Here is a 16,957-nt window from a genome sequence, read left to right as displayed (position 1 = left end):
GGCTTACTTGTACATCGACTCCTCGAACATGCGATCGATCTTCTCGCTGTTCTCGTCGGCCTTGCGGTTGGCGTTGGCGGCGGAGGTCTCGGCACCCTCGGCGGTCATCATAGCCGTGCTGGCCTCATCCATCGCCGTGTCGGCGAGGCCGCGGACGTCGTCGATTTCGGCCTGCAGGTCGTCAATCGAGGTCTGCGACGCACAGCCCACCAGCAGCCCCATCGATGCGGCGGCGGCACTGAGTTTGAGCATGGTCTTCAGGGTCTGGCTCATTGGAAAACTCCTTCGTTTTTGTACAGTCATCATTCCGGTCGCGACATCACCAGCGATTTCGCGCCTCGAATGTCATCCGCATGATTGCGCGCCGTTCATCGACTTTCAACCCCCGGCGATTCACTCAATGATGACGGGGGTGCCGACGCGCACCCAATCCATGAGCGTTTCGATCTGCGCATTGGTCATGGCAACGCAGCCCTGGGTCCAATTGAATGCCTGGTGCACGCGGTGATCGCCGTTACCGATTCCGTGAAAACCGATGTGCCCCCCGAGCGGCCCGTCCTGGGGGAACCGCCCCATCCGCAGACCGGCATCCAGGGTGTCCCAATAGGCCTCATCGCTGATCCTGCCCCGGGCGCGGGCCCGGTCGAGATGGCGCAGTGTCGGATAGTTGATGCCGATGAAACGGTGGAAACGGCTTTCCTGATTGAAGTGCGTGATGCGGTATTCGCCGCGGGGTGTCGTCCCATCGCCATTCAGATGCAGGTCGGATATCCCACCGCGGCCGAACGCGATCTCCTCGAGTCGCAGGATGGATTCGTCGCCGCGCCGGATCTCGGTGATCCCGTCGCGGGTATCCACGTGCACCCAGATCCCCGAATGGGGTGCGGACGAGGCACCGGCAGCGCCGCACACCACAAGACCGAAAACCAGCAACAGGGTCATGGCGCGCCGCCGCAGCCCGGGTAATGCGATCATGGGAGATACCGGTAGAGCGAGGCGGTATCGAAGGGCCACCGGAGCACACCCTCGCGGGCATCGCATGCCACCACCGGGATGGCCGTTGCGTAGGCGGCCTCGGCGGCGGGGTCGTCCATGATGTCGATGCACTCGATGCGCAGGCCACGGCGCCGGGCCACTGGATCGAGTAGCGCCAGAGCCTGGTCGCAGAGATGACAGCCGGAAGTCGTGTAAAATCGCACCAATGACATCGCGTATCCGCAATCCTGAAGTCAGTGTCGATCATAGCGCGTCGCGCCCGTCGATGCGCACTACGCCGGGTCGAGCGCTCAGTGTGGCGCCAATGATGGACTGGACTGACCCCGCCTGTCGCTACCTGCTGCGGTTGATCACGCGGCGGACGCTTCTGTACACCGAGATGGTCCCCGCCCAGGCCCTCTGGTACGGGCGTGCCGAGCGCTTTCTCAAGGGTCATCCGGCCGAGGCGCCGGTCGCGCTGCAGCTCGGTGGCAGCGATCCCGCCCAGCTCGCTTACGGCGCGGCACTGGCCAGCGAGTGGGGCTATGACGAGGTCAACCTGAACGTCGGCTGCCCGAGCGACCGCGTCCAGTCAGGGCGCTTTGGCGCCTGTCTGATGCGCGAGCCGCAGTTGGTCGGTGAGCTGGTCGCCGCCATGCGCGAGGCCACGCAGCTACCCGTGACCGTCAAATCGCGGATCGGCGTCGATGACATGGATGACTACGCGGCCCTGCAGGGGTTCGTCGCCGCGATCGTCGCGGCGGGCTGTGATGGACTCACGGTGCATGCCCGAAAGGCCTGGCTGCAGGGCCTGTCGCCCAAACAGAACCGCGAAGTGCCGCCGCTGCGCTATGCCCGGGTGAGTGCGCTCAAAGACGATTTCCCGGCGCTGCCGATTGTGCTCAACGGCGGCATCCGTGACCTGGATACGGCGGTTTCGTGGCTGGACCGGCTGGATGGGGTCATGATCGGGCGCGAGGCTTACCATAATCCCTGGCTGCTGGCGGCGGCCGATGCCCGGGTTTTCGGCGAGGCGGGGACCCCACCGCCCGAACGCGAAGCGGTGGCGCGTGCTTACCGGGACTACGTCGCCCGACATTGGCGCGACGGGGTGCCGGTCACGCGCTTCACCCGTCACCTGTCGGGGCTGTTCCAGGGGCTGCCGGGGGCGCGGATCTGGCGACGGGCGCTGAGTGAGGGGAGCGCGGTGACGGGTGCCGGCCCCGAGGTCATCGATCAGGCGCTGGCGGCGCGGCATCAGGCGGTGGGTGAGACGCCGGTGTCGGCAGGCTGAAAAACCGCCGGGCGTTGGCGCTGGCCCAGGCCGCGAGGCAGGCGGGCGACTCATCGCGAAGCGCGGCGACCGCGTCCACCACATGGGGCAGATAAGCCGGTTCATTGCGTCGTTTGACCGCCGGCTGGCGCACCGGCTTCGGCAGGAGGAAGGGCGCGTCGGTCTCGACCATCAGGCGATTGGCGGGGATCTCTGCCACCCCCTCGCGCAGGGCCGCGCCGCGTCGCTCGTCGCTGACCCAGCCGGTGATGCCGAAATGCAGATCCAGCGCGCAGCAGGCTTCGATCATGGCAACGTCACCGGTAAAGCAGTGCAGCACCGCGCCCGGCAGGGCGGCACGGTGGTCCCTGAGGATGGCGAGAAAGTCGTCCTCGGCATCGCGCTGGTGCAGAAACACCGGGCGCTGGTGATCCACCGCCAGGCGCAGCTGTGCTTCAAAGGCGGCGCGCTGATCCGTGCGGGGTGAAAAGTCGCGGTTATAATCCAGCCCGGTCTCACCGACCGCGACCGTGGACGGGGCATCCAGCAGCGTCGCCAGCGCCTGACTGCTGGCATGGGACCAGTCCCGGGCATGATGGGGGTGAACACCGGCGGTCGCGGCCATGAAGCCCGGGTGGCGGGCGGCCAGCGCCATCGCGGCGCGGGACTCATCAAGGCTGACGCCGGTGAGGACCATGCCGTTCACGCCGGCGCCGATGGCGCGCTCGATCACTGCAGCGCGATCGGTATCAAAGCGGGCGTGGGTGAGGTTGACGCCAATATCAATCAGGTCACTGTACTGCATGGCCGCATTCTGCTGGAATTTCGGGTGATGATGAACATGGATGAAGGGATGGACCATCGGCCGATGAGCTGGGTCGGCGACTGGAGTGGACGCCGCCGCGCCCTGACGCCGGAACGGACTGCGCTGATCGACCCCGGCAGTGGCCGTCGGTTGACCTATCAGCAGCTCGACGATCGCGCCCGCCTGTGGGCACGCTGGATGCGGGATGAAGCTGGGCTGGATGGCCGTGACACCATCGTGCTGATCACCCGCAATCGGCTCGAAGCCGTAGAACTGTTTCTGGCGGCGGGCAAGATCGGAGTGATCATTGCCCCGGTCAGTCATCGTCTGACCGCCGGCGAGGCCACCGCGCTGGTCGACCGGCTCGACCCGGCGTGGCTGGTGGTGGACGAGGCGCTGGCCGACTTCGCCGCTACGCTGGAAGGACGGGCCCAGCAGCGTCCCTGGCTGCGCTTTGGGGCCGCCAGCGGCCCAGCCGAGCAGGCCCTGGCCCGGCAGCGCTCGGAACCCGTCAATCGCCCCCTGGCACTGGCCGACCCCTGCCTGCGCGTGCACACCGGCGGCAGCACCGGGCTGCCGAAGATCTGCGAGGTCAGTCATCGGCAGATGGTCTGGAACGCCGTGGAACTGATGGTGGCTGCGGATGGCGCGCTGGCGCAGCGCCGCGAGCTGGTGCTGTTCCCGCTTTTCCATATTGGTGGCTGGAATACGGTTCTACCCATTCTCTATGCCGGCGGCTGCGTCGTGATGCCGGATGCCTTCGATCCGCCGGCGGTCCTGCGCGCCATCGACGAGCAGCGCATCAACCATTTCGGTGCCGTCGAGGCCATGCTCCAGGCACTCGCGGCCAGTCCCGGTTTTGCCGACCACCCGCTCACTTCGCTGGAGGCCATCACCACGGCGGGCGCCGCCTGTTCGGAATCCAGCATGACGCCGTTTCTCGAGCGTGGCATCACCGTGCGCCAGTCCTACGGCCTGACCGAGGCGGGGCCCTCCAATTTCGTCAATTCCGATGGCCGCGCCGACGAGATGACCGCCACTGACCGCGCCAGTATCGGGACCGCTTTCTTTCACACCGACTACCGCATCGTCGACCCCGAGCGTCTGACGCCGGTGGCGGTGGATACACCGGGCGAGCTGCAGTTGCGCAGTCCCCACGATTTCGATGGCTACCTCGACGACCCGGCCGCCACGGCAGCGCGCTGGACCCCGGATGGCTGGATCCGCAGCGGCGATCTGGCCCGCGAGGATGCCGCGGGGCGTGTGTTCATCGTCGGTCGGATGGACAACGTCATCGTCAGTGGCGGCGAGAACATCGCGGCCGAGGAGGTCGAGAGCACTCTGCTGCAGCACCCCGCGGTCACCGCTGCGCTGGTGTTCGGCGTGCCCGATCCGCACTGGGGCGCACGGCCGGTGGCGTGGGTGACCGGTCCCGGTCGCGTGCCCACCGATGAAGTCGGTGAATGGCTGCACGGCCGGCTTGCCCGGTTCAAGCACCCGGCCCTCATCGAGGCCGTCGGTGAGCTGCCGCGGACTGGCGCCGGCAAACTCGATCGTCAGGCCGCTCGACACCAATACGACCAGCAGACCCCGGGGGCCCTTTCATGAATCCATCGCGCATCCTGATCATCGCCGGCTCGGACGCCGGTGGAGGGGCGGGCATCCAGGCCGATATCAAGACCGTCACGGCGTTGGGCGGTTATGCGATGACCGCCGTCACGGCACTGACGGCGCAGAACACCTGCGGCGTTCAGGGTGTGGTCGGTGTCGAGCCGGCCTTCATCCGCGAGCAGATCCGCTCGGTGGTATCGGATCTGGGGGTGGATTGTGTGAAAACCGGGATGCTCCACGATGACGCCGTCATTGATGCGGTGGCCGACGAGCTGCAGCGCGGCGCGGCGCATGTCCCATGGGTCGTCGATCCGGTGATGGTGGCGCAGAGCGGTGCGCGGCTGGTGGGCGAGGGAGCCATGGCCCGTCTGCGCAGCGCGATCATGCCGCAGGCGCGGCTCATCACCCCAAATCTGCCGGAGGCGGCGGCGTTGCTGGGCAGGCCCATCGATCACGTCGGCGAGATGGAAGATGCCGCGCGGGCGCTGCTGGCGTTTGGGCCCGAGGCCGTGCTGCTCAAAGGGGGGCATCTTGGCGGCGGGCAGCTGACCGATGTGCTGGCCACCGCCGATGGCTGCGAGCGCCTCGAGCATGCCCGCATCGACACCCGCAGCGACCACGGCACCGGTTGCACGCTGGCGTCGGCCATCGCCGAAGGCCTGGGTCGGGAACTCCCGCTGGCCCATGCCGTCCATCGAGGCAGGGATTATCTACAGCGGGCCCTGGCCACTGCCCACCCGCTGGGAGCAGGGCATGGACCGGTCAACCACGCCCACACCGTGGCGGCCTTCGGGCTGACTCCAACAGGACGATAGCGGTTACCATGGCATCATGATCAGACTCTCCGCAAAAAGCCGTTATGCCGTCAGTGCCCTGTTGCACCTGGCGGTGCACAACCAGGCCGGGGCGGTTCCGCTGGCTGAGATCTCGGTCTGCCAGGGCATTTCCATGTCCTACATTGATCAGATCTTCTGGAAACTGCGCCGGGCCGGGTTGGTTCGCGGGACACCCGGGCCCGGGGGCGGTTATCGCTTGGGTCGGTCGCCCGAGTCGATCGCCATGGGCGAGGTCATCACGCTGATGGACGGGCAGGGCGGCCCCCGGCGGGCTACCTCCGCGCTCGATCAGCGTCTCTGGGCGGGACTGGCCGAGCGCATCGAGACCTTCCTCAATGGCATCACCCTGGCGGACTTTGCGGCCCGCCCGGACGTCCGTGAGGCGCTGCTTGACCAGTATGCGGGTGGCAGCTGGCGCTGTGACGTCTGCGGTGCGCTCTCCACGCGCCAGCAGCCCATCGGGGGTTCGCAGGCATGACCTACGTGGTCACCGAATCCTGTGTGCGTTGCCGCTACACCGACTGTGTCGAGGTCTGTCCGGTGGATTGCTTTCATGGCGGGCCGACGATGCTGGTCATCGACCCGCAGGAGTGTATCGACTGCGCGGTCTGTGTCGCGGAGTGCCCGGTGGATGCCATCTATCCGGATGATGAGGTACCCGCCGATCAGGAGGACTTCATCGCCCTCAATGCCCGCCTGGCCCAGCAGTGGCCGGTCATCAACCGTCGTGAGGAGGCGCCCGCCGACGCCGCAGACTGGGAGTCGGTGACCGACAAGCGCGACCAGATCGAGGAGTAGGCCGCCGGGCGGGCCTAGCGATCCTCCGTCGTCAGGCCGTAGCGCCGTTCGACGTAGTCCTCGACGATCTTCTTGAACTCATCGGCGATGGCGTCGCCCTTGAGCGTGACCGTCTTCTCGCCATCGATATAGACGGGCGCCACCGGTTTTTCGCCGGTGCCCGGCAGGCTGATACCGATGTCCGCCTGACGGCTTTCGCCGGGCCCATTCACCACGCAGCCCATCACCGCCAGGCTCATCGACTCGACGCCCGGATAGCGATCGCGCCACTCGGGCATGCGATCGCGGACATGGGTCTGGATTTCGTCGGCCAGTTCCTGGAAGTAAGTACTGGTGGTGCGGCCACAGCCGGGGCATGCCGCAACCAGCGGGGTGAAGCTGCGCAGCCCCATGGTCTGGAGGATCTCCTGGGCGACCACCACCTCCTGGGTCCGGTCGCCACCCGGCTCGGGGGTGAGCGAAATGCGGATCGTATCGCCAATGCCCTGCTGCAGGAGGACGGACAGCGCGGCGGTGGATGCGACGATGCCCTTGGAGCCCATTCCCGCTTCGGTGAGACCCAGATGCAGCGGGTAGTCGCAGCGCGCGCCCAGGTCCTGATAAACGCTGATCAGGTCCTGCACCCGACTCATCTTGCAGGAGATGATGATGGCGTCGTGGGGCAGGCCAATGGCCTCGGCCCGCTCAGCACTCTCCAGCGACGAGACCACGACTGCGTCGCGGGTGACCGTCTCCGGGGGCTTGGGCTCGGCGCGGCGGGCGTTTTCGTCCATCAGCCGCGAGAGCAGGTCCTGGTCGAGGCTGCCCCAGTTCACACCGATCCGCACCGGCCGATTCATGTCGCGCGCCAGCTCTATGATCTCTGTGAACTGCGGGTCGCGACGGCTGCCCTTGCCGACGTTGCCGGGGTTGATGCGCCACTTGCCCAGCGCTTCGCCGCAGGCGGGCACGGCGCGCAGCAGACGATGACCATTGAAGTGGAAATCGCCCACCAGGGGCACGTCGATGCCCATGTCGTCGAGCCGCTCGCGGATCCGCGGGACGGCGCGCGCGGCGTCCTCGTTGTTCACGGTGATGCGCACCAGCTCGGAACCCGCGCGTGCCAGATCCGCCACCTGGATGGCCGTACGGATCTCGTCCACCGTGTCGGTATTGGTCATGGACTGCACCACCACCGGGGCATCGCCGCCGACCGTGACGTTGCCGACCTTGACCGGCACACTGTAGCGCCTGTGATATCCGGGTATCTCGTTCATATCGCCATCATAAAGGAAGGAAACCGCATGATCGACGTCTATAGCTGGCCGACACCGAATGGTCACAAAGTCCATATCGCCCTCGAGGAGCTGGGGCTCGATTACACGGTCCACGGGATCAATATCGGTCAGGGTGACCAGTTCACCGAGGACTTCTTGGCCATCAGCCCCAACAACAAGATCCCGGCCATCGTCGACGCGCAGGGCCCGGACGGCGATCCGATCTCCGTGTTTGAGTCGGGAGCGATCCTGATGTATCTGGCCGAAAAGACCGGCATGCTTTTACCGACCGAGCCAAGAGCCCGCTATAACACACTGGAGTGGCTGATGTTTCAGATGGGCGGGCTGGGGCCGATGCTGGGCCAGGCCCATCACTTCCGGCAGTACGCACCGGAGCGGATCGATTACGGCATCAACCGGTACACCCAGGAAGCCAGCCGCCTGTACGCGGTCATGGACCGCCGTCTCGCCGACCACGAGTGGCTGGCGGCGGACACCTACACCATTGCCGATATCGCGAGCTATCCGTGGATCCGCCCGCACGACAACCAGGGCCAGTCGCTGACTGACTATCCCCACCTCAAGCGCTGGTATGACGCCATCAGCGAACGCCCGGCGGTACAGCGGGGGGTGGCGGTGCTCGCCGATTCCCGGCCTGCCCAACTGGATGATGCCGCCAAAGAGCAGCTCTTCGGCGCCAGCCAGTACCAGCGACGGTGAGGGGGATCGACGCACTGCTGGCGGTCATGGCGCAGCTGCGCGACCCGGTGGCCGGCTGCCCCTGGGATCGTGAGCAGGATCTGCGCAGCCTCGTGCCGCATACCCTGGAGGAGGCCTACGAGGTGGCCGACGCCATCGAACGGGACGATCCGGCGGCGATCCCCGATGAACTGGGGGATCTGTTGTTCCAGGTGGTGTTCTATGCCGAGATCGGCCGCGAGACGGGACGGTTCGACTTCGACTCGATTGCCCGGGGCATGACCGACAAGCTGGTCCGCCGGCACCCGCATGTCTTTGCCGGACGCGAGGAGACCACCGCCAGCGGCCAGCGTGCCACCTGGGAGGCGATCAAGGCCGATGAGCGATCCGCCCGCGCCGCGGGTGAGGCGCCTCCCGGCGCTCTGGACGATGTCCCACTGGCCCTGCCGGCGCTCACGCGCAGTCGCAAGCTCCAGTCCCGGGCGGCTCGGGTGGGCTTCGACTGGCCCGAGCCGCACCAGGTCATCGACAAGCTGCGCGAGGAGCTCGCCGAGCTGGAGGAGGCACTTGACCACCAACCCCCGGATCAGCGCCATATCCACGAGGAAATGGGTGATCTGCTCCTCGCCTGCGTCAATCTCTCGCGGCGTATCGGTGTCGATGCCGAGCAGGCCTTGCGGGATGGCAACGCCAAGTTCGAGCGCCGCTTCCGCGGGCTTGAGGCGATCCTGGCGGCGGCGGACGAGCGGCCCGAGACCGTCGGGTTTGATCGACTGGAATCGGCCTATCAGCAGGCGAAGGCGCAGGACGGGCCCGGCCCGGGTGTCGCGGACGCCGACTGAACAGGGCCCAAGCGGTTGTTGTCAGGGTTGATAGCCGGGTCGGATCCCTGATCCGCTAAACATGAGCGAAACAAAGGAGTCATCATGAGTTTGACCGAAAAACACTGCACGCCCTGCCAGGGGGGAATCGATCCCATGACCCGTGAGGCCGCCGAGCGTTATCTGGCGGATGTGCCGGGCTGGACGCTCAACGACGATGCCACCCGTATCACCCGGTTGTTCAAGACCGGTGATTTCGCCAAGGCCCAGGCGGTGGCCAATAAGGCGGGTGACGTGGCCGAGCAGGAGGACCACCACCCCGACATCCGATTCGGCTATGGCTGGTGTGAGGTCGAAATCCACACCCACGCCATCGGCGGGCTGCATGAAAACGACTTCATCTATGCCGCCAAGGTCAACGAGGCCGTCGACGGCTAACGCGACCAGTCGCCGGACCGTCCACCGCGTTTGTGGATGAGTCGGACGCCCTCGATCGTCATGCCGCGATCGAGGGCCTTGCACATGTCGTAGACCGCCAGCAGTGCGACCTGCACCGCGGTCAGTGCCTCCATTTCGACGCCGGTCGCGCCCCGCGTGGCGGTTGTGGCCTCGGCCCGGACCGCACCTGCCTCGGTGTCCACGTCGAGCGCGACTTCGACGCGCGAGAGTGACAGCGGATGGCACAGCGGAATCAGCTCCGCCGTGCGCTTGGCCGCCATGATCCCGGCGATTCGTGCGGTGGCCAGTGCATCCCCCTTGGCCAGTTCGCCCCGCTGCAGCGCGGCGAGCGCCGGAGCGGCCATCCGGATCCAACCCTCGGCGATGGCCACCCGGTCGCTGGCGGCCTTCTCGCCGATATCCACCATGTGCGCCTCACCGTGGGCGTTGAGATGAGGCAGCTCGCTCACGCCGGCGCTCTCAGCGAGTACTTGCGCGAGACGCCCAGGTCATCGTCCAGCTCGTAGACCAGCGGATCGCCGGTGGCGATTTCGACGCCGGTGATGGCCTCGTCGGAGATCCCCTCCAGGTGCTTGACCAGGGCGCGCAGGCTGTTGCCATGCGCGGCGATCAGCAGCGTCGGGTACTGCTGCAGTGCGGGTACCAGATCGCTGCGCCAGTACGGCAGCACCCGGGCGAGCGTGTCCTTGAGCGACTCGGTGGCGGGCAGTCGACTCGGATCCAGATCGGCATAGCGGGGATCGTGGCGGGGATGGCGCTCGTCGTCGGCCGCCAGTGCCGGCGGTGGCGTGGCAAAGCTGCGCCGCCAGACATGCACCTGCTCATCGCCGTACTGCTCGGCGGTCTCCGCCTTGTCGAGGCCGGTGAGCGCGCCGTAGTGGCGCTCATTGAGACGCCAGTCCTTGACCATCGGGATCCACAGCCGCCCGAGCACATCCAGGCTCATGAAGCCGGTGCGGATGGCGCGGGTGAGCACCGAGGTATACACGGCATCAGGCAGGATCCCGGCGTCGCGCATCAAGCTGCCGGCGGCGGTGGCCTCGTCGCGGCCTTTATCGCTCAGGTCGACATCATGCCAGCCGGTGAAGCGGTTCTCGAGATTCCAGACACTCTGGCCGTGGCGCAGCAGAATGAGACGTCGCATGGTCGGTTTGCCCCCGTTCGTCGTTGTCGTTGGCCGGGTAGGGTAGCATTGCAGACAGGGCAGAGAGGGATCCGCGATGCGTGAAGGGATAGCGATTTCGTTGCCGCAGCAGCAGCTCGTGGTACAGCGTGATGGCCGTACCCGACTGACGCTGCCGGTTTCCACGGCGGCGGCCGGCGCCGATGAGCGTGAGGGCAGCGGCGGCACACCGCGGGGCTGGCATCGCATCCGGGCCATGATCGGCGCCGACGCGGCCCCGGGAAGCGTATTCGTCGGGCGGCGGCCCACCGGCGAGTGTTATAGCGAGGCGCTGCGCCGCGCCCATCCCCGGCGTGACTGGATCCTGACCCGCATCCTCTGGCTGTGCGGCGAGGAGCCCGGCCGCAATCGCGGGGGCAACGTCGACACCCAGCGCCGCCTGATCTACATCCATGGCACGCCGGATTCCGAGCCCATGGGCGTGCCGCGCTCGCACGGTTGCATCCGGCTGCACAGCGCCGCCGTGATGACCCTGTTCGATCTCTGCCGGCCCGGCATGCCGGTGTGGATCGGGGCGCAGTGATGCGCGGGCCACTGATGCTCGGCGTTGAAGGCCTGGAGTTGCTCGGTGAGGAGCGCGAGCGACTCCGCCACCCGGCGGTGGGGGGCGTCCTACTGTTCAGCCGTAACTTTGATAACCCCGCTCAAGTTACTGAACTGACGCGCTCCATCCGTGCGCTCCGCAGCCCCCCGCTGGTCATCGCCGTTGATCAGGAGGGCGGTCGGGTACAGCGCTTTCGGGAGGGCTTGACGCCGTTGCCCGCCATCGGCCGCCTCGGTCGCGCCGCCGCGGACGCCCCGGCTTTGGCGCGCGAGACCGCCCGCGCCGCTGGCTGGGTGATGGCGGCCGAGCTCCGCGCGCTGGGTGTCGATTTCAGCTTTGCCCCGGTGCTCGATCTGGACCGCGGCGTCAGTCAGGTCATTGGCGACCGGGCGTTTGGCGCGGATCCGGCGACGGTGGCGGCCCTCGGGCTTGCCTGGCAGCGCGGTGTGCGCGCGGCGGGATCGGTGTGTGTGGGCAAGCACTTCCCCGGTCATGGTGGTACCGCGCCGGACTCCCACGAACAGACCGTCGATGACCCGCGCCCGCTGCCGGACCTGGTGCATGCCGACCTGCTGCCGTTTCGCCGCCTGATCGACAACGGACTGGCGGCGGTCATGATGGCGCATGTGCGGTTTCCGGCCTTCGACGCCGAGCCGGCGGGGTTTTCGGCGGCCTGGATCGATTATCTGCGGCGTTCGCTGGGTTTTCAGGGGGCCATTTTCACCGATGATCTCGAAATGGCGGCGGCAGCGGCCGTCGGCGACCGGCTCGAGCGGGCGCGGCGCGCCATGGCGGCCGGGTGTGACATGGTGATGTTCGGCAACGCCGGCCGGGCGATCGACCCGATCCTCGAGCGTCTGCCGCGCCCCGATCCGCTCACGGCCCTTCGCCTGGCGCGTCTGCAGGGGCGCGATGGCCCCGATCTGGCGGGTTTTCATGCCAGCGCCGAGTACCGTCAGGCACGATCGTTGCTGGCGGCCCTGTAGGGGGCCCGCTATACTGGCGGGTTATCAATCACTGGAGCGATGACGATGACGCAGGGCGTGGAACTGACAGCGGAACAGTTGGCCGGGGTGCTCGAGCGGGCGGAATGCCTGCATGATGCCGCCGCCATCGAGACGGCACTGGACCATCTGGGTGAGCGGATCAGTGCCGATCTGGCCGACGCCCGGCCGCTGGTGCTGGGCGTGATGACGGGCGCTATCGTGCCCATGGGGCGTCTGCTCAACCGCCTCGACTTCCCGCTGGAGATCGACTATATCCACGCGACGCGCTATCACAAGACCACCACCGGGCGGGAACTGGTCTGGCTCGCGCGGCCGCAGACGCCATTGCGCGATCGGCACGTCCTGCTGGTGGACGACATCCTCGACGAAGGTCACACCTTCCGCGGCCTGATCGACGAATGCCGCGAGCATGGCGCGGCATCGGTTCACACGGCCGTTCTCGCCGACAAACCGAACGCCGCCCGGGTGCCGGGACTGGCCGCGGATTATGTCGGACTCACCGTGCCCGAGCGCTACGTGTTCGGCTCGGGAATGGACTACAAGGGTTATCTGCGCAACGTCGACGCAATCTATGCCGCCCATCCCGAGGATGAGGATTAATCCGCTTCGATGCGCTCGACGCGGACGATCACCCCAAGCGCCGGATGATCGAAGTAGTGGGGGTTGTCGCCGCGCAAGCGCCGACTCTGGCTGAGTGTCCAGTGCGTCTCGGGGTCGGGCGTCTGACGCAGCTCAACCCGGGCATGGAGAAAGCGCTCGCGATAGACTTGGATAATGCCATCGAATCCGGGCATTGACTCTATCCGCGGCAGGGCCACCCATTGGGCCGAATCCTCGCCGACTCCGGGCTGATCCCAGCCGCCATGCCAGAGGACCTTGTAGCCCGGCGTCCCATCAATGCGCCGCGCGGCGGCGCCGAGGGTCTCATCCGCGACGGGCAGGCGTGGATACCCCAGCTGCCCGACATCGGGATCGCGCAGCGGCCACGCCATTGCCGGGGGCAGGGGCGTCGGGTCACTGGCGGGCGCCTCGACCCGCTCCCCGTCCACCGGCGGCTGACTGAATACGACGACCTCCACCGCGTAGCGTGGCGGCTCGTCAGCGGCCTCCGCCGGGGCCTGTGACTGCGCCAGCACGGTGGGACCGGGCAGCGCCAGGGCGGCTGCCAGGGTCAGTGCACGCAGTGATCGATTCATGCCGCTTCCTTCATGGCCATGGCCTCCAGCAGCCAGTCCACCAGCTCGATCCGTGCCGCGGCGGTTTCGGTTTCGCGCTTGAAGCGCAGCCGCTCCTGGCCCTCCAGCCGGTAGATGGCGGGCTGCTCCTGGACCAACCGCACCAGGGCGCCGGCATCCACCTGCGGCGCATCGCCGAACTGCACCACACCGCCGCCGGGGCCCACTTCAAAGCGGGTGATGCCCATCGCCTGTACCTGCTGGCGGATTCGGGCGATCTCCATCAGGTTGCGCGCGGGTTCGGGCAGCAGCCCGAAACGATCGATCATTTCCACCTGCAGTTCGCGCAGCGCCTCGCCGGTCTCGGCATTGGCAATGCGTTTGTACATCACCAGCCGGGTATGCACATCCGGGAGGTAGTCCTCGGGGAGCAGGGCGGGGATATGCAGCTCCACATCGGCACTCTGCTCCAGGGGGGCCTCCAGGGCCGGTTCTTTGCCGGCCTTGAGGGACTTCACGGCGCGGTCGAGCAGATCACTGTAGAGGTTGAAGCCCACCTCGTGGATCTGTCCGCTCTGGCCTTCGCCGAGCAGTTCACCGGCGCCGCGGATTTCCAGATCGTGGCTGGCGAGGGCAAAGCCGATGCCCAGGTCTTCGAGCGACGCAATCGCGTCGAGGCGCTTCACCGCATCGGCGGTCTGACTGCGTCGGGGCGGCGCGATCAGATAGGCGTAGGCCCGATGGTGGGATCGACCCACCCGGCCACGCAGCTGATGCAACTGAGCCAGACCCAGGCGATCGGCGCGATTGATGATGATGGTGTTGGCGGTGGGCACATCGATGCCGCTTTCGATGATTGTGCTGCACACCAGGATATTGAAGCGCTGGTGGTAGAAGTCGAGCATCACCCGCTCGAGGTCACGCTCGGGCATCTGTCCGTGGGCGATCGCGACGCGCGCTTCGGGCAGGAGCTCGCCGAGGGTCTCGGCCGCCCGTTGAATGCTCTCGACATCGTTGTGCAGGAAGTACACCTGCCCCCCACGATGCAGCTCGCGCAGGCAGGCCTCCCGGATCGTGGTGTCATCCCATTCGTTGACGAAGGTCTTGACCGCCAGCCGCCGCGCCGGCGGTGTCGCGATGATCGACAGATCCCGCAGCCCCGCCAACGACATGTTCAGAGTGCGGGGAATGGGCGTGGCGGTGAGGGTGAGGACGTCCACGTTGGCGCGCAGCCGCTTGAGTGCCTCCTTCTGACGCACCCCGAAGCGATGTTCCTCGTCAATGATCATCAGCCCCAGGCGCTTGAAGCGCACGGACTGCTGGAGCAGTTTATGGGTGCCAATGACCACATCGACCCGACCCTCGTTGAGCGCTTCAAGGGTCTTCGCCTGCGCCTTGGCGGACTGAAACCGCGAGAGCTGCTCGATGCGGACCGGCCAGTCCGCGAATCGATCGATGAAGTTCTGATAATGCTGCTGGCAGAGCAGCGTCGTGGGCACCAGCACGGCCACCTGGCGGCCTGACTGGATGCCCGCGAACGCCGCGCGCATGGCGACTTCAGTCTTGCCAAAGCCCACATCACCACAGACCACGCGGTCCATCGGCCGGGACTGCTGGAGATCCTGCAGGACAGCATGAATCGCGGTCTGCTGATCAGGGGTCTCTTCAAAGGGAAACTGCGCGGCGAACTGCGCGTAATCGTCCGCTGGCACGACATGCGGCTCGCCCTGCTGCGCCTCACGCCGGGCATAGATGTCGAGCAGTTCGGCGGCCACATCACGGGCCTTCTGGGCGGCGCGCCGGCGGGCCTTCTCCCACTGCCCGCTGCCGAGTCGGTGGACGGGCGCCGCCTCGTCATCCGCGCCGGTGTAGCGGCTGATCAGATGCAGCGACGCCACCGGGACATAGAGCTTGTCGCCCCCCGAGTACTCAAGGGTGAGGAATTCGGTCTGCACGCCATCCACCGCCAGTGTCTGGAGCCCTTGGTAGCGGCCAATGCCATGCTGTTCGTGGACTACCGGTGCGCCGATCGACAGATCGGTGAGGTCGCGGATGATGGCGTCGGGGTCGCGGTCCGGGGAATGCTTGCGCCGTCGGCGCTGTTCCGCACGCTCACCGAGCAGGGCGGATTCGGGGACGACGGCGAGGCCCGCATCGGGCAGGCTGAAGCCCTCATCCAGCGGCGCGACGGTCAACGCCAGGCCGGGCTGCTCGGCGACAAAGTTGGACCAGTCACCGACTTCCCGGGGCTGCAGCCCAGCGGCCTGCAGACGCTCGCGAAAGGCCTCGCGCCGGCCGGCGGTCTCGGCGGTCAGCAGCACGCCACCTTCGAACCGCTCGATGAACGCCCGCAGTGCGGCTATCCCGCTGTCATCCCCGGGCGTGCTGCGCAGATCCGGCAACGCCCGGGCCGCCAGCGCACGATCGCGGCCATGCGTGGCCGTCCGCCCGGTCTCCACCGGCAGCGCCACCTGCGCGCGGTGATTCAGCCCCTCGCGCACGGCGTCCGGGGACAGATAGAGCTCGTCCGGGGTGAGCAGCGGGCGCTCGCGATCATGCCGGCGCTGCTCGTAGCGCTCGCCAATCTGCGACCATTCCGACTCGAGCTGGTCATCCACCGAGCCCACGCGCATGGCCAGCGTGCCGGCCGGCAGGTAGTCAAACAGCGTCGCCGTCGACTCGAAGAAAAGCGGCAGGTAGGCCTCAATGCCGTTGGGGATGTGGCCGTCACTGACCGACTGGTAGATGGGACTCGCTGTCGGGTCGCCCTCGAAGCGGGCCCGATATTCGCGCCGGAAGTGCCGGATACCCGCCTCATCGGTGGGGAATTCATGGGCGGGCAGCAGCTCGACATTTTCGAGCCGGTCGATGCTGCGCTGCGTCTCCGGATCGAAGCGGCGGATTGTGTCGATTTCGTCATCGAACAGATCGACGCGATAGGGGGCTTCGGCCCCCATCGGATAGAGGTCGAGAATCGCCCCGCGAACGGCGAACTCACCATGCTCGAGCACCTCGGAGACACAGCGGTAGCCACTTGCCTGCAGCGATGTGCGCATCGCCTCGAGGTTGAGGGACTGGCCGGTGGCGAGCCGGATCACGGTCGCCTCGAGGAAGGTCGGCGGCGCGATGCGCTGCATGAGCGTCGCCGCCGGCACGATCACCACACCCTGAGTTTTGCGGGGCAGACGGTGCAGGGCCCGCAGGCGCTCGGAGGTAATGTCCTGATGGGGCGAGAAGATGTCGTAGGGGAGGACTTCCCAGTCGGGCATCAGCTCAATGTCATCGACACCGAAAAACCGCAGTCCGCGGCGCAGTTCCTCGGCCTCGACCATGCCGGGCGTGATCAGCAGCAGGGCGCTGTCATGCCGCTGGGCGGTCTCGGCGATGGCGAGTGCCCGCGCATCACCGGCCAGACCCAGCCAGTCCTGGCGGTCGCCGGCGCGCACGGGTCGGTCGTTGTGGATGAGCAGCGGATCGGTTAGGGCCATGAATATGCGGGTCACTGACGGTCGAAC

The 16,957-nt window shown here is 67.0% G+C and carries 20 protein-coding genes; 11 read left to right on the top strand and 9 right to left on the bottom strand.

Features of this window, described 5'->3' with window-relative positions:
* Positions 1 to 3: 3 nt before the first annotated feature.
* The 3 genes from BBH56_RS04140 to BBH56_RS04130 all read right to left on the bottom strand — a co-directional run bounded on the left by BBH56_RS04140 (position 4) and on the right by BBH56_RS04130 (position 1,199).
* On the bottom strand, positions 4 to 273 hold the full coding sequence (locus tag BBH56_RS04140; RefSeq protein ID WP_157809086.1) for an Lpp/OprI family alanine-zipper lipoprotein: 270 nt from the start codon (positions 271 to 273) through the stop codon (positions 4 to 6).
* Between the two features lie 120 nt (positions 274 to 393).
* On the bottom strand, positions 394 to 975 hold the full coding sequence (locus BBH56_RS04135) for a L,D-transpeptidase family protein (protein ID WP_318262606.1): 582 nt from the start codon (positions 973 to 975) through the stop codon (positions 394 to 396).
* Positions 972 to 1,199 carry a glutaredoxin family protein gene (locus BBH56_RS04130; RefSeq protein ID WP_246085264.1) on the bottom strand — a complete coding sequence of 76 codons (228 nt, stop codon included), beginning with the start codon at positions 1,197 to 1,199 and terminating at the stop codon, positions 972 to 974. The genes BBH56_RS04135 and BBH56_RS04130 overlap by 4 nt, the downstream gene beginning before the upstream one ends.
* A 101-nt stretch (positions 1,200 to 1,300) precedes the next feature.
* On the opposite strand from BBH56_RS04130, the gene dusA reads away from it, so the two are divergent.
* Positions 1,301 to 2,269: a tRNA dihydrouridine(20/20a) synthase DusA gene (gene dusA / locus BBH56_RS04125; RefSeq protein WP_318262605.1), complete on the top strand. Its 969-nt coding sequence runs from the start codon at positions 1,301 to 1,303 to the stop codon at positions 2,267 to 2,269.
* Here the strand turns inward: dusA and BBH56_RS04120 are convergent.
* Complete coding sequence (locus tag BBH56_RS04120; RefSeq protein ID WP_198515260.1) at positions 2,205 to 3,053, bottom strand: TatD family hydrolase; 849 nt, start codon at positions 3,051 to 3,053, stop codon at positions 2,205 to 2,207. The genes dusA and BBH56_RS04120 overlap by 65 nt on opposite strands.
* Between BBH56_RS04120 and BBH56_RS04115 the strand changes: the two genes are divergently transcribed.
* From BBH56_RS04115 to fdxA, 4 genes are read left to right on the top strand one after another with little or no spacing between them, the layout of a single operon-like run.
* Complete coding sequence (locus tag BBH56_RS04115) at positions 3,009 to 4,661, top strand: class I adenylate-forming enzyme family protein (RefSeq protein ID WP_318262604.1); 1,653 nt, start codon at positions 3,009 to 3,011, stop codon at positions 4,659 to 4,661. The genes BBH56_RS04120 and BBH56_RS04115 overlap by 45 nt on opposite strands.
* Positions 4,658 to 5,479 (top strand): bifunctional hydroxymethylpyrimidine kinase/phosphomethylpyrimidine kinase, encoded by an 822-nt coding sequence (gene thiD, locus BBH56_RS04110; protein ID WP_148122035.1) that lies wholly within the window; start codon positions 4,658 to 4,660, stop codon positions 5,477 to 5,479. Before BBH56_RS04115 ends, thiD begins: the two co-directional genes overlap by 4 nt.
* Positions 5,480 to 5,495: 16 nt before the next feature.
* Positions 5,496 to 5,978, top strand: a complete 483-nt coding sequence (locus BBH56_RS04105) for an Rrf2 family transcriptional regulator (protein ID WP_110882827.1) — start codon at positions 5,496 to 5,498, stop codon at positions 5,976 to 5,978.
* A complete protein-coding gene (gene fdxA, locus BBH56_RS04100) occupies positions 5,975 to 6,298 on the top strand; it encodes a ferredoxin FdxA (RefSeq protein WP_148122034.1) in 324 nt (107 codons plus the stop codon). The genes BBH56_RS04105 and fdxA overlap by 4 nt, the downstream gene beginning before the upstream one ends.
* A gap of 14 nt (positions 6,299 to 6,312) precedes the next feature.
* Here the strand turns inward: fdxA and ispG are convergent, their stop codons facing one another.
* Positions 6,313 to 7,554 (bottom strand): flavodoxin-dependent (E)-4-hydroxy-3-methylbut-2-enyl-diphosphate synthase, encoded by a 1,242-nt coding sequence (gene ispG / locus BBH56_RS04095; RefSeq protein ID WP_144347298.1) that lies wholly within the window; start codon positions 7,552 to 7,554, stop codon positions 6,313 to 6,315.
* A 27-nt stretch (positions 7,555 to 7,581) separates the two neighbouring features.
* Here ispG and BBH56_RS04090 point away from each other — a divergent pair, with 27 nt between their 5' ends.
* From BBH56_RS04090 to BBH56_RS04080, 3 genes are all read left to right on the top strand, one after another.
* A complete protein-coding gene (locus BBH56_RS04090; protein ID WP_148122033.1) occupies positions 7,582 to 8,274 on the top strand; it encodes a glutathione binding-like protein in 693 nt (230 codons plus the stop codon).
* A complete protein-coding gene (gene mazG / locus BBH56_RS04085; RefSeq protein WP_148122032.1) occupies positions 8,271 to 9,095 on the top strand; it encodes a nucleoside triphosphate pyrophosphohydrolase in 825 nt (274 codons plus the stop codon). Before BBH56_RS04090 ends, mazG begins: the two co-directional genes overlap by 4 nt.
* Positions 9,096 to 9,179: 84 nt before the next feature.
* Positions 9,180 to 9,512 carry a 4a-hydroxytetrahydrobiopterin dehydratase gene (locus tag BBH56_RS04080; RefSeq protein ID WP_110882834.1) on the top strand — a complete coding sequence of 111 codons (333 nt, stop codon included), beginning with the start codon at positions 9,180 to 9,182 and terminating at the stop codon, positions 9,510 to 9,512.
* On the opposite strand, the gene moaC is transcribed toward BBH56_RS04080, so the two are convergent.
* Both moaC and gpmA read right to left on the bottom strand, forming a co-directional pair.
* Positions 9,509 to 9,982: a cyclic pyranopterin monophosphate synthase MoaC gene (gene moaC, locus BBH56_RS04075; protein WP_148122031.1), complete on the bottom strand. Its 474-nt coding sequence runs from the start codon at positions 9,980 to 9,982 to the stop codon at positions 9,509 to 9,511. The genes BBH56_RS04080 and moaC overlap by 4 nt on opposite strands.
* Positions 9,979 to 10,677: a 2,3-diphosphoglycerate-dependent phosphoglycerate mutase gene (gpmA, locus tag BBH56_RS04070; protein WP_148122030.1), complete on the bottom strand. Its 699-nt coding sequence runs from the start codon at positions 10,675 to 10,677 to the stop codon at positions 9,979 to 9,981. The genes moaC and gpmA overlap by 4 nt, the downstream gene beginning before the upstream one ends.
* Positions 10,678 to 10,753: 76 nt before the next feature.
* On the opposite strand from gpmA, the gene BBH56_RS04065 reads away from it, so the two are divergent.
* Genes BBH56_RS04065 through BBH56_RS04055 form a run of 3 tightly spaced genes read left to right on the top strand, consistent with a single transcriptional unit; the run spans position 10,754 to position 12,867 of the window.
* Positions 10,754 to 11,239, top strand: a complete 486-nt coding sequence (locus BBH56_RS04065) for a L,D-transpeptidase (protein ID WP_110882837.1) — start codon at positions 10,754 to 10,756, stop codon at positions 11,237 to 11,239.
* Positions 11,239 to 12,246 (top strand): beta-N-acetylhexosaminidase, encoded by a 1,008-nt coding sequence (gene nagZ, locus BBH56_RS04060; protein ID WP_148122029.1) that lies wholly within the window; start codon positions 11,239 to 11,241, stop codon positions 12,244 to 12,246. The genes BBH56_RS04065 and nagZ overlap by 1 nt, the downstream gene beginning before the upstream one ends.
* 45 nt (positions 12,247 to 12,291) lie before the next feature.
* The gene (locus BBH56_RS04055; RefSeq protein WP_198515259.1) at positions 12,292 to 12,867 is read left to right on the top strand and encodes a hypoxanthine-guanine phosphoribosyltransferase; all 576 of its coding nucleotides are present in this window, start codon (positions 12,292 to 12,294) and stop codon (positions 12,865 to 12,867) included.
* On the opposite strand, the gene BBH56_RS04050 is transcribed toward BBH56_RS04055, so the two are convergent.
* Both BBH56_RS04050 and mfd read right to left on the bottom strand, forming a co-directional pair.
* Entirely contained in the window at positions 12,864 to 13,463 is a 600-nt protein-coding gene (locus BBH56_RS04050; protein WP_148122028.1) for a CsiV family protein, read from the bottom strand. The genes BBH56_RS04055 and BBH56_RS04050 overlap by 4 nt on opposite strands.
* Complete coding sequence (gene mfd / locus BBH56_RS04045) at positions 13,460 to 16,930, bottom strand: transcription-repair coupling factor (protein WP_148122738.1); 3,471 nt, start codon at positions 16,928 to 16,930, stop codon at positions 13,460 to 13,462. Before mfd ends, BBH56_RS04050 begins: the two co-directional genes overlap by 4 nt.
* Positions 16,931 to 16,957: the final 27 nt, after the last annotated feature.

The organism is Spiribacter roseus (assembly GCF_002813635.1).
Lineage (GTDB): Bacteria > Pseudomonadota > Gammaproteobacteria > Nitrococcales > Nitrococcaceae > Spiribacter > Spiribacter roseus.
The sequence above is the reverse complement of the archived record's forward strand: the minus strand, read 5'-3'. Positions and strand labels throughout refer to the sequence as shown.